Genomic DNA, 11,577 nt, shown 5'->3' on the forward strand with positions numbered 1-11,577 from the left:
CATAACTGACTTTATGGTCATTAAATGACGTAAAGGGCGGATATTGATGCTGTTGCGGGCAGGGCAAAGCTGCTAGGCTCGCAGGGCCGGTTCAGCGCTGATCACGGCACGCCAACGAACAATAACCATAGAGCGGGAGCGGGCTGCATGATGCCGAATTTCTGGAGTGACAAATATCCCGAGGGCATCCAGACAGACATAGACCTGGACCGTTATCGCAACGTCCTGGCGGTATTCCGCGAGGCCTGCCAGACCTACGCCGAGCGCCCGGCGTTCAGCAATCTCGGGCGGACGCTGAGCTACCGCGAACTCTATGAGCTGTCCGGTCAGTTCGCTGCCTACCTGCAGAAGCACACCGACCTGCAACCCGGCGATCGCATCGCCGTGCAGATGCCCAATGTGCTGCAGTACCCGGTGGTGGTGTTTGGCGCCATGCGCGCCGGCCTGGTGGTGGTCAACACCAACCCGCTGTACACCGCCCGTGAGATGCAGCACCAGTTCAAGGATTCCGGCGCCCGGGCGCTGGTGTGCCTGGCCAACATGGCGCACCTGGCCGAACAGGTGCTGCCGCAGACCGACATCCGGCACGTCATCATCACCGAGGTCGGCGACCTGCTGCCGACCTTCAAGCGCCTGCTGGTGAACGCCGTGGTCCGCCACGTCAAGAAGATGGTGCCGGCCTATCGCATTCCCCATTCCATCCGCTTCGTCGATGCCATGACCAAGGGCGAGCACGTCGATTTCGTCGACGCCGACCCGGCGGCGGAGGATGTCGCCGTGCTGCAGTACACCGGCGGCACCACCGGCATCGCCAAGGGCGCCATGCTGACCCACCGCAATCTCGTGGCCAACATGCTGCAGTGCCAGGTGCTGATGACCAAGTACCTGGGCGGCGGTGCCCAGGTCATGATCGCGCCGCTGCCGCTCTACCACATCTATGCCTTCACCATTCACTGCATGGCCATGCTGATCCAGGGTAACCACAACGTCCTGATCACCAATCCCCGCGACCTGCCCGCGCTGGTCAAGGAACTCAGGCAGTGGCGCTTCAACGGCTTCGTTGGTCTCAACACCCTGTTCGCCGCCCTGTGCAACAGCGAGGAGTTCCGCCAGCTGGATTTCTCCCAGCTCAAGGTGACCTTCTCCGGTGGCATGGCGCTGCAGCAGTCCGTGGCCCTGCGCTGGGAAGAGGTGACCGGCTGCGGCATCTGCGAAGGCTACGGCATGACCGAGACCAGTCCCGTGGTGAGCTTCAATCCGCTGGAGCGTCGCCGGCTGGGCACCATTGGCGTACCGGTACCAGGTACCGACTGCAAGGTGGTGGATGCCGATGGCGTGGCCCTGGGCTTCGACACCCCCGGTGAACTGTGCGTCAAGGGGCCTCAGGTGATGAAGGGCTACTGGCTGCGCCCCGAGGCCACCGCCGAAGTCCTGGACGCCGAAGGCTGGCTGCGCACCGGCGATATCGCCGTCATCGAACCCGATGGCTATCTGCGCATCGTCGATCGCAAGAAGGACATGATCCTGGTGTCCGGTTTCAACGTCTATCCCAACGAACTGGAAGAGGTGCTCTCCCAGTTACCCGGGGTGCTGCAGTGCGCGGCCATCGGCATCCCCGACGAGGTGGCAGGGGAGAAGATCAAGGTGTTCGTGGTGCCCAAGCCGGGTGCATCCCTGACCACCGAGCAGGTGCTCAAGCACATGCACGACAACGTCACCGGCTATAAGCGACCCAAGCTGGTGGAATTCCGCGACAGCCTGCCGACCACCAACGTTGGCAAGATACTGCGCCGCGAACTGCGTGACGCCGAACTCAAGAAGGCGTAACAGGGCTTCACCATGTCCCCTGCGCCGCTACCTCTCGTCGACTGGTAGCGGTGTCGCCGGTTTCCAAGCATGGTTTTCGCAAGAGGTTCGGGTATAAACCGCAGGCGGCATTTTGCCGTCATCTCTTCGACCTCTCTTCTTGAGGACACACCATGCGAATTTGCGTACGCCAGGCCTTGCTGGGCTTCTTCCTGCTGGGCTCCAGCATGCTCGGCCAGGTCCAGGCGGGTGAACCCATCCGCGTCCTGTTCGTGGGCAACAGCTATACCTTCGTCAACGATCTGCCGGCGATGGTCCGTCAAATGTCCGTCGAGGCCGGTCAGCCGCGCCCGCTGGACGTCAAGCATGTGACCTTCAGCGGCGCCAGCCTTGAGGAACACTGGAAGCGCCACGACGTGCAGGACGAGCTGGCCAAGGCCAACTACGACTACGTGGTGATCCAGGATCACAGCATGATGCCGGTGAAGAATCCGGACCTCACCCGTCGGTACGTACGCCTGATCGCCGACCTGGCGCGCAAGGACGGCGCCCAGCCGATCCTTTATCTGACTTGGGCCCGGCAGAACAACCCGACCATGCAGGCGCAGCTGGACAGCGTCTACACCCCCCTCGCCAAGGAAACCGGCGCGCTGCTGGCCCCGGTGGGCCAGGCCTGGCAGAAGGCCCTGGCCGATCAGCCGCAGCCGGGGCTATTCCTGCCCGACGGCAGCCACCCGTCCTTTACTGGCACCTACCTGACCGCTTCGGTGTTCTATGCGCTGATCTACGGCACCCGTCCGCCGCTGCCGGCCGCCGGCGAGAAGATCAAGTTCGATCATGCCGATCCGGCCGATCTGCAGCAGGATGCCTGGAAGGCGCTGCAATCCCTCGACATGGCGCTGCGCACGCCGCCGGCCGGGTTGAACGTAGCCAGCGTCCAGGCCAAGCGCTGAGAGACTGCTCAAAGACTGCTGCGCGTCGGCCAAACGGCGTTGAAAGTGGCTTCGGAATGCTCATCTACTAATTGTAGACTCCGCTTCCTCAGCCACTTTCGCCTTGTTTGTCTCTAGCTCGCTAGCCTTTGAACAGCCTCTGACCCCGTGTTGCCTTTGCGCGACCAGGCGTCGCGCAAAGGCAGGCAACCCGGCGGTTTTCCGCCCGCCGTTCTTGTAAAGCCCCGCCACACCCCCCAACTCTTTTACACTTACCGGTCCAAACGACCGCCGTCGAAAGAGTTTCATGACCGATACCCCCGCCGTTGCCCGTCTTGCCGCCAACCTGGATCAGGCCTTCAACGCCGATCGCCATCGCCTGAGACGCCAGCTCCAGGCCTTGCAGAAACAGCCCGATCCAGTCCGCGAGGCGCAGTGGCTGGAACGCTTCCAGGCCTCCTGCGCCAAGGTCGAGGCGCGGCGTGCCAGCGTGCCACGCATCCGTTACGACGATGCCCTACCGATCGCGGCCAAGCGCGAGGAGATCAAGCGCGCCATCGAAGGCCATCAGGTGGTGGTGATCGCCGGCGAGACCGGTTCGGGCAAGACCACCCAGTTGCCCAAGATCTGTCTGGAATTGGGCAGGGGTGTACAAGGGCTGATCGGCCACACCCAGCCCCGCCGGCTGGCGGCACGCAGCGTGGGTGCGCGGGTAGCGGAGGAGCTGGGTTCGCCGCTGGGCGAGCTGGTGGGCTATCAGGTGCGCTTCGAAGACCAGAGCACCGACGCCACCCTGATCAAGCTGATGACCGACGGCATCCTGCTGGCCGAGACCCAGCACGACCGCTTTCTCGAACGCTATGACACCCTTATCGTCGACGAGGCCCACGAGCGCAGTCTCAACATCGATTTCCTGCTGGGCTTTCTCAAGACCCTGCTGCCGCGCCGACCCGATCTCAAGCTGATCATCACCTCGGCCACCATCGACCTGGAGCGCTTCTCCCAGCATTTCGACGGCGCGCCCATCGTCGAGGTGTCCGGGCGGACCTATCCGGTGGATACCTGGTACCGCCCCCTCAGCGCCGAGGTGGACGAAGACGGCGAGCGGCTGGTGGACGACCTCTCCGTGGACCAGGGCATCCTCCAGGCCCTGGACGAGATCGAGGCCCACGAGCGCAGCGTTGGCCAGCGCCCGGGCGATGTGCTGGTGTTTCTGCCCGGCGAGCGCGAGATCCGCGATTGCGCCGAGGTGCTGCGCAAGGCCCAGCTAAAATTCACCGAGGTCTTGCCGCTCTATGCGCGGCTGACCCCGGCCGAGCAGCAGAAGATCTTCCAGCCGCGTCCCGGACGCAAGATCGTGCTGGCCACCAACGTCGCCGAGACCTCGCTGACCGTGCCGGGCATTCGCTACGTGATCGACAGCGGCACCGCGCGCATCAGCCGCTACAGCTATAGAGCCAAGGTCCAGCGGTTGCCTATCGAAGCCGTCTCCCAGGCCAGCGCCAACCAGCGCAAGGGCCGCTGCGGGCGGGTCGAGCCGGGCATCTGCATTCGCCTCTACAGCGAAGAAGACTTCCTGGGGCGGCCGACCTTTACCGATCCGGAGATCCTGCGCACCAACCTGGCGGCGGTGATCCTGCAGATGCTGCATCTGCGCCTGAGTCGCATCGAAGATTTCCCCTTCATCGAGCCGCCGGATGGCAAGGCCATCAAGGACGGCTTCACCCTGTTGCAGGAACTCTCGGCGGTCGATGTCGAAGGCCGCCTGCTGCCCCTGGGTAGGCAACTGGCGCGCCTGCCCGTCGATCCGCGCTTGGGCCGCATGCTGCTGGAGGCGACGGAGCGGGGCAGTCTTGCCGAGGTGCTGATCGTCACCAGCGCCCTGTCGGTGCAGGACCCGCGCGAGCGCCCGGCCGATCGCCAGACCCAGGCCGATCAAGCCCACGCCCAGTGGAAGGACCCGGATTCGGATTTCGCCGCCCTGGTCAATCTCTGGCACGGCTTCGAGGAGCAGCGCCAGGCGCTGGGCTCCAATGCCCTGCGCAGCTGGTGCCGCAAGCACTTCCTCAACTACCTGCGGCTGCGCGAATGGCGCGATGCCCATCGCCAGCTGACCCTGCTCTGCCGCGAGCTGGGGCTCCAGACGCGCAAGACCGAAAGTCCGGCGCCGGCACCCGCTGAGGTCAACAACAGACCTGCGCCCACCACCGACAAGCACGTCAACGCCAAGGCTCAGCAACAGGCCGAGGCCAGCGAGGCGGCGGTGCGTGCCCGCGGCTATGCGGCGCTGCACAAGGCCATTCTCGCCGGTCTGCTCAGCCAGATCGGCCAGAAGAGCGAGGACGGCGACTACCTGGGCGCGCGCCAGCGGCGCTTCTGGATCCATCCCAGCAGCGTCATCGGCCGCAAGAAACCCACCTGGATCATGGCCGCGGAGCTGGTGGAGACCACCAAGCTGTTCGCCCGCATGGTGGCCAAGATCGAACCGGACTGGATCGAGCCGGTGGCGGGGCACCTGGTCAAGAAGACCCACCTCGAACCCCACTGGGAGAAGAAGCGGGGCCAGGTGGTGGCCTATGAGCAGGTCACCCTCTATGGCCTGATCGTGGTCGGTCGTCGCCCGGTGCACTTCGGCCCCATCGATCCGCCTGCCGCCCGCGAACTGCTCATCCGCGAAGGCCTGGTGCGTGGCGAGATCAACAGCCGCGCCAAGTGCCTGGCGGCCAACCGCGCCCTGCTGGAACGCCTGGACGAGCTGGAGGCCAAGGCGCGGCGCCGTGACATCCTCGCCGACGAAGAGACGCTGTTCGACTACTATGCCGCGCGCCTGCCGGCGGACGTCTACCAGACTGCCACCTTCGACAGCTGGTATCGCCGCGAGAGCGCCAAGCAGCCCGACCTCTTGCTGATGCGCGAAGAGGACGTCCTCGCCCGCGAAGCCAGCGAGGTGACCGCTGCCCAGTACCCGGACACCCTGCGCCTGGGCGAACTGACCCTGCCGCTGTCCTATGAATTCGACCCGACCCATCCCCGCGATGGCGTCACCCTGCGGGTGCCCGCGCCGCTGTTGCCACAGTTGCCACCCCAGCGCCTCGATTGGCTGGTGCCGGGGTTGCTCTATGATCGCTGCGTGGCCCTGGTGCGCAATCTGCCCAAGGCCTTGCGCAAGAACTTCGTCCCGGTCCCGGATTTCGTTCGCGCCGCCCTGGACAAGATTCCCTTCGGCGAGGGTTCGCTGCACGAAGCCCTGGGGCGTGAACTGCAGCGCATGACCGGCGCGCGCATTCCCGACGAAGCCTGGCCGGAAGCCGAAGCCGGCCTGGATCCGCATCTGCGCATGAATCTCGAAGTCGTCGATGCCCAGGGCAAGCCCCTGGGCGAAGGTCGCGATCTGGCCGAGGTGACGGCGCGCTTCGCTCAGGAAAGCCAGGCGGCCCTGGCGCTGCCGACGCAGAAGCGCCAGGAGCAGCGCCCGGTGGAGGCCAAGGCCTTCGCCGAGGTGGCGGCCAAGACCCAGCAGCAGGTGGCCGGCCTTTCCATGACGGTCTATCCGGCGCTGGTGGACGAGCAGGGCACCGTACGCGAAGGCCGCTTCGCCACCCAGGCCGAGGCCCGCTACCAGCACCGTCGCGCGTTGCAGCGACTGCTGCTGCAGCAACTGACGGAGCAGGCCAAGTTCCTGCGCGGCAAGTTGCCCGGCCTCACCGAGCTGAGTCTGCTGCACCGCGAATTGGGTCGGCCGGAAGCCCTGGTGGAAGATATCCTGTTGGCCAGCCTGGACGCCGCCATCCTCGCCGACGAAGCCGAGCTGCCCCGCGATGGCGCCGGCCTGGCTTCATTGGCCGAGCGACGCAAGGCGGGCTTGACCGAACAGGCCGAACGGATCGCACGCCTGACCCTGGAGATCCTCAAGCTCTGGCATGGCCTGCAGAAGAAATTCAAGGGCCGCATCGACCTGGCCCAGGCGGTGGCCCTGAACGACATCAAGGCGCAATTGGCCAGCCTGGTCTATCCCGGCTTCGTCCGGGATACGCCGCTGGAGTGGCTCAAGGAATACCCGCGCTACCTCAAGGCCATCGAGCAGCGTTTCGACAAGCTCGGCGGCCAGGTGCAGCGCGATCGCGTCTGGAGCGGCGAGCTGGCCGGACTCTGGGAGCAGTATCGCGCCCGCGCCGCCAAGCATGGTCAGGAGGGCAAGCGCGACGCCAACCTGGAGCTCTATCGCTGGATGCTGGAAGAGTACCGGGTGTCGCTCTGGGCCCAGCAACTGGGGACCCGGATGCCGGTGTCGGACAAGCGCTTGAACAAGCAGTGGAGTCAGGTGGAAGCCTAGCGCGGTCATTCATCGGAGCCACCGCTGGCCCGGGTCGGCCGCTGTCTGAGTGAAGTCAGGACCCAGGCCAGTTTTCGCGTCCACGGCGCCTGCGAACGCATTCTGACCCCAGCCCGTCGCGGTTGGGTGTCCGGTTCGAGTGCGCGGGGTACGCCATACCGAGGTGGGGCGATTGCCGATTAATGGCTAGGCCGTTGCGCTGACGGCCATCAGGTTATCGTCCATCCCGCTCGGACTGGCGCACCAGGCGTTGACGTCTGGCGCTGGTCTAGCGTGGCAATACCTGGCGCAATGACCCTCCCACATCCGGCAGGTCCATCTCGATGCGCCGCCACCAGGCTTCTGCGAAGCTGTAGCAGGCGAAGGCGATCAGGCCGAGGCCGACCACGGACAGGACCAGTCCGCCGAAGGGCAGATTCTGCAGGCCGTTCAGGGCGTCCTTCATGCCCGGCGGATGCAGCGCCTGGTAGCGCGAGCCGCTGACCACCAGCAGGACGGCAATCTCGACGAAGGCTACCCCACGGGCGATGAGGCCGAAGCGACCGATGGGGCGGATCAGCCGCAGCTGTTCCGGACTGGCTTCGAGATAGCGCTCGAAGCTGGCCTTCCAGCCCTTCACGAAATGCGCGAGGCCCACGCCCAGCGGAATCAGCGCGGCGACGTACACCAGCAGGTTGGAATAGCGCCAGCTGAGCAGCATCTGCAGAAAGTCATTGGTGTCGCCACCCGAGCCACCGCCCTGGCGCAGGCCGCTGACCAGCAGGCCCAGGGCGAAGAAGGCCAGGGCGCCGTAGGTGATGCCGCCTACCAGCAGGCCGGCGCGGATCACCAGGCCCTTGGGCTTGCTGCCATGGTCATCGACATCGCGGATGGCCTGGAGGATGCGCCAGGCCGCGAAGGCCACCAGGCCGACCACCACCAGGCCGACCAGGAAGTGGCCGAAGGGTTGGGCGAGCAGGGCTTCCAGGCTGTCATGGCTGTCCGCCGGCTGGCCAGAGCCCCGTGCGGCCAGTAGCGCCAGCACGCCGATGATGAGGTAGACGAGGCCACGGGCGGCATAGCCGCCGCGGGCCAGGAGGGTGAGTCCGGTACGGGTGCGCATCTGTTATGTCCTGTTACATTCTGCCTTGTACTGACCGATGGGCCGCGCGCGGGTTCTGGCGGGCGGACAGGCGCACCAGGGTGCTGGCAGGATGCGGCGTTAGGCCTTAGGCTCGCACCCTTTGCCCGGCGATCGGTTCATGGACAAGGCACGACTGCTCACCCTCATTCTTCAGGCACTGGAAGCCGACCGCGACGTCATCAGCCAACAGCTGACGGCCAGTCACGAAGCGGCTACCCACAGCGAAAGCAAGGCCGAGAACAAGTACGACACTCGTGGTCTGGAGGCGGCCTATCTGGCCGACGGCCAACGCCGCCGCCTGCACGAGATCGAGCTGGCGCTGGCCGCCTACCGGGCGTTGACGCCCGTGGCCATGACCGATGGTATCCGCGTCGGTGCCCTGATCGAGCTGACCACCCCGACGGCCAGCCGCTGGCTGTTCCTTGGCCCGGATGCGGCGGGGCTCAAGGTCAGGCTGGACGGCCAGGAGGTACTGGTGATCTCGCCCCGCGCGCCCCTGGGGCAGGTTCTGCTCGGTCGGGAGGAGGGTGATGAGGTGGCGGTGACGGTGGAGGGCAAGGTGCACCGCCAGGAGATCGTGGCGGTGCACTGAGCCTCAGGCTGCCCTCAGGGATCACCGTAGGTTGGGTTGAGCGCAGCGAAGCCCAACAGAGTTCAGCCTCGGTGCATGCTCTGTTGGGCTTCGACGATGGAGCCGTCTCAACCCAACCTACGATCCGCGCTGCCAAAGGAACACCGTAGGTTGGGTTGAGCGCTAGCGAAGCCCAACAGAGCCCAGCCTCGGTACAGGCCCTGTTGGGCTTCGACGATAGAGCCGTCTCAGCCCAACCTACAATCCGCGCTGCCAAAGGAACACCGTTGGTTGGGTTGAGCGCAGCGAAGCCCAACAGCGCCCAGCCTCAATGTATGCCCTGTTGGGCTTCGACGATGAAGCTGTCTCAGCCCGACCTACACGCTCTTGCGACCAAAGCCTTAGGCTTCGAAGCCCTCCACTGACTTGGTAGCCCGGGGTGGGGTTGCCTCTTCCTTTTCCTGCTTTGGCCGGTGCTGATCCAGCCAGGCGCGGCCTTGGTTCTGGGCCTCGTCGACCTTCTTGTTCAGCTCGTCGAGGGTCCCGCCTAGGGTTTCCCGGGCCTGTTCGCGGGCGGCTTCTTCCACCTTGGTGGCGAAGCTGTCCGCCGCCTTCTCCGCGCTGTCGCAACCGCCGAGGCCGAGCAGCAGGAGGATGCCTGCAAGACTGAGGATGACTCTGGTGTTCATGGTCGACTGCTCCTGTTCACGAAGGCCGATTCAGCGAATCGCGTGATTCCTGACCGGCGGCGGTGTGCTTGGCTTCGCCGCGGGTCTTATACAGCGAGACCAGTACGCCGCCGGCCAGCAGGCCCAGGGTCACGCTCAGGGAGATCACCGGCGGGATCTTGCCGATGATGCCCACCAGGAAGATCTTGCAGCCGATGAACACCAGTACCAGCGCCAGGGCGTACTTGAGATAGGCGAAGCGGTGGATCATCGCCGCCAGGGCGAAGTACAGGGCGCGCAGGCCCAGGATGGCGAAGACGTTGGAGGTGTAGACGATGAAGGGATCCTGGGTGATGGCGAAGATCGCCGGCACGCTGTCCACCGCGAACACCAGGTCGGCGCACTCGATCACGATCAGCGCCAGGAACATCGGCGTCACCCAGAGCACCGTCTTGCCGCTGGCATCGGGCTGGCGCACGAAGAAGTGCTGGCCATGCAGCTCATCGGTCACCCGCAGTTTCTTGCGCAGAAACTTGATGAAGACGTTGTCGTCGAGCTTGGGCTCTTCGTCCACCTTGGCGAACAGCATCTTGACCCCGGTGATCACCAGGAAGGCGCCGAAGACATAGAGGATCCAGTCGAACCTGTGAATCAGGGCGGCGCCCAGGCCGATCATGATGGCCCGCAGCACGATCACCCCGAGGATGCCCCAGAACAGCACCCGGTGCTGGTACTCGCGCGGAATGGCGAAGAAGCCGAAGATCACCGCCATGAGGAAGACGTTGTCCATGGACAGTGACTTTTCGATCAGGAAACCGGTGACGTAGTCGAGGCTGGCATCGGCGCCCTTGAGCTGCCAGACGAAGAGGGCGAACAGCAGACCCGCGGTGATGTAGCCGGCGGACAGCAGCAGGCTCTCCTTGACCTCGATGGGCTTGTTCTCCTTGTGGAGGACACCCAGGTCGAAGGCCAGCAGGGCGATGACGACGGTGAAGAAGGTAAGCCACATCCAGGTGGCGGTGCCGAGGAAGTCGGCGAAGAAGAATGCATGCAGGGCGTTCATGAGCCCCTCCTTAGTCAAGTTGCAAGACTATGACTCGACATGGCGGCATACGCCGTCAGAGGGGCCCGGGTCACCCATAGAGGATTTCGAACTCGCGCACATTCGGCAAGGGTTGCAGTTTTACAAAATGCAACCGCTCTAGGTCAGGCCTCTCGGGAAGAATGGTGGCCGGTGATCAGCCAGCGACCCTCGATCTGCTCGAAGGTGAAGAGGAAGCGCGCGGGGACACTGATGACCTGCTCACCTTCCCGATAGTGAAAGACATAGAGCCCGCCGACGACCACGGTGCCGAGCGTGCTGCTGACCCTTTTCTTGAAGATCTGCACATCGCACACCAGCCCTTCGTTGGCGAGGAAGTTGCGAAAGTATTGCCGCCGGCTGTCTTCGCAATCCCGGACTTCGTTGGAAAGGGTGGGCACCAGGATGGCGTCGGGTGCATAGAGGGCGAGAATGGCTTCCACCTCGCGGGTGGCCACAGTCGCGGCCCAGGTATGCAGGGCGGCCTTGGCCCCGGCAAGGCAGGCGATTTCTTCATTGGAGCGAACAGGCGCGTAGCCAGGCGTCGCGACGGACATGGCGTTATCCTCAGGCGAAAGTGCAGTTGTTATAATATAACAAATTGCCTGGAGCAGGTGAGCTGCACGGACACATCGCTGGAGGATGACGCCAGTTCGTGGCGTCTAGGTCTGGGCAAGGCAAGGTCGCCGTCGGCTGCCGGCGACGGAAGGGAAAGGCGAATCAGCGATTTTCGATCTTCGAGCGCAGCGGGATCTCTTCGCGCGAATCCGTGTCGCTCACCGGTTGGCCCACCATCTCTTCATAAACCGCCGGCTGGGCGATGAACAGGCGAACATCCTTGACGTCGTCGAGGATACGCCGGGCTTCTTCCACCGAGGCCACGTGCAGGGTCGCGCCCTTGTCGTCGGCGACCGGTACCGAGGTGCCGTCCACCAGCGCATGGATGACATAGGAGCCACCTTCCATGGACACCAGATTGACTTCCTTGACCGCGCCGGCCTTGATCTGCTGATTCAGCTCTTTGACATTCATCGAGAAACCTCGGTTATCACGCTAAGGAGCC

The 11,577-nt window shown here is 64.6% G+C and carries 9 protein-coding genes; 4 read left to right on the plus strand and 5 right to left on the minus strand.

Annotated features, from left to right (window positions below):
- The first annotated feature begins 147 nt into the window (after nt 1-147).
- The 3 genes from C722_RS0122990 (at nt 148) to hrpA (ending at nt 7,071) form a co-directional block, all read left to right on the plus strand.
- Complete coding sequence (locus tag C722_RS0122990) at nt 148-1,827, plus strand: long-chain fatty acid--CoA ligase (RefSeq protein ID WP_017642764.1); 1,680 nt, start codon at nt 148-150, stop codon at nt 1,825-1,827.
- 152 nt (nt 1,828-1,979) lie between these two features.
- Nucleotides 1,980-2,759: an SGNH/GDSL hydrolase family protein gene (locus C722_RS0122995; protein ID WP_017642765.1), complete on the plus strand. Its 780-nt coding sequence runs from the start codon at nt 1,980-1,982 to the stop codon at nt 2,757-2,759.
- Nucleotides 2,760-3,045: 286 nt separating this feature from the next.
- A complete protein-coding gene (gene hrpA, locus C722_RS0123000; RefSeq protein WP_017642766.1) occupies nt 3,046-7,071 on the plus strand; it encodes an ATP-dependent RNA helicase HrpA in 4,026 nt (1,341 codons plus the stop codon).
- Nucleotides 7,072-7,339: 268 nt separating this feature from the next.
- Here the strand turns inward: hrpA and C722_RS0123005 are convergent, their stop codons facing one another.
- The gene (locus C722_RS0123005) at nt 7,340-8,173 is read right to left on the minus strand and encodes a DUF1206 domain-containing protein (RefSeq protein ID WP_017642767.1); all 834 of its coding nucleotides are present in this window, start codon (nt 8,171-8,173) and stop codon (nt 7,340-7,342) included.
- Between the two features lie 139 nt (nt 8,174-8,312).
- On the opposite strand from C722_RS0123005, the gene C722_RS0123010 reads away from it, so the two are divergent.
- Nucleotides 8,313-8,786: a GreA/GreB family elongation factor gene (locus C722_RS0123010; protein WP_026084046.1), complete on the plus strand. Its 474-nt coding sequence runs from the start codon at nt 8,313-8,315 to the stop codon at nt 8,784-8,786.
- Between the two features lie 380 nt (nt 8,787-9,166).
- Here C722_RS0123010 and C722_RS0123015 read toward each other — a convergent pair whose 3' ends face one another.
- From C722_RS0123015 to C722_RS0123030, 4 genes are all read right to left on the minus strand, one after another.
- Complete coding sequence (locus C722_RS0123015; protein WP_017642769.1) at nt 9,167-9,454, minus strand: hypothetical protein; 288 nt, start codon at nt 9,452-9,454, stop codon at nt 9,167-9,169.
- Nucleotides 9,455-9,470: 16 nt separating this feature from the next.
- The gene (locus tag C722_RS0123020) at nt 9,471-10,496 is read right to left on the minus strand and encodes a TerC family protein (RefSeq protein ID WP_017642770.1); all 1,026 of its coding nucleotides are present in this window, start codon (nt 10,494-10,496) and stop codon (nt 9,471-9,473) included.
- Between the two features lie 143 nt (nt 10,497-10,639).
- Entirely contained in the window at nt 10,640-11,071 is a 432-nt protein-coding gene (locus C722_RS0123025; protein ID WP_017642771.1) for a DUF4440 domain-containing protein, read from the minus strand.
- Nucleotides 11,072-11,234: 163 nt separating this feature from the next.
- A complete protein-coding gene (locus C722_RS0123030) occupies nt 11,235-11,546 on the minus strand; it encodes a DUF6482 family protein (RefSeq protein ID WP_017642772.1) in 312 nt (103 codons plus the stop codon).
- Between the last annotated feature and the right edge of the window lie 31 nt (nt 11,547-11,577).

Source organism: Pseudomonas sp. 313 (assembly GCF_000316965.1).
In the GTDB taxonomy this organism is placed as follows: Bacteria; Pseudomonadota; Gammaproteobacteria; order Pseudomonadales; family Pseudomonadaceae; genus Chryseomonas; species Chryseomonas benzopyrenica.

Coding starts and splice junctions, on each gene's coding strand:
- C722_RS0122990 (WP_017642764.1), top strand. CDS start 148: ATGATGCCGAATTTCTGGAGTGACAAATATCCCGAGGGCATCCAGACA.
- C722_RS0122995 (WP_017642765.1), top strand. CDS start 1,980: ATGCGAATTTGCGTACGCCAGGCCTTGCTGGGCTTCTTCCTGCTGGGC.
- hrpA (WP_017642766.1), top strand. CDS start 3,046: ATGACCGATACCCCCGCCGTTGCCCGTCTTGCCGCCAACCTGGATCAG.
- C722_RS0123005 (WP_017642767.1), bottom strand. CDS start 8,173: ATGCGCACCCGTACCGGACTCACCCTCCTGGCCCGCGGCGGCTATGCC.
- C722_RS0123010 (WP_026084046.1), top strand. CDS start 8,313: ATGGACAAGGCACGACTGCTCACCCTCATTCTTCAGGCACTGGAAGCC.
- C722_RS0123015 (WP_017642769.1), bottom strand. CDS start 9,454: ATGAACACCAGAGTCATCCTCAGTCTTGCAGGCATCCTCCTGCTGCTC.
- C722_RS0123020 (WP_017642770.1), bottom strand. CDS start 10,496: ATGAACGCCCTGCATGCATTCTTCTTCGCCGACTTCCTCGGCACCGCC.
- C722_RS0123025 (WP_017642771.1), bottom strand. CDS start 11,071: ATGTCCGTCGCGACGCCTGGCTACGCGCCTGTTCGCTCCAATGAAGAA.
- C722_RS0123030 (WP_017642772.1), bottom strand. CDS start 11,546: ATGAATGTCAAAGAGCTGAATCAGCAGATCAAGGCCGGCGCGGTCAAG.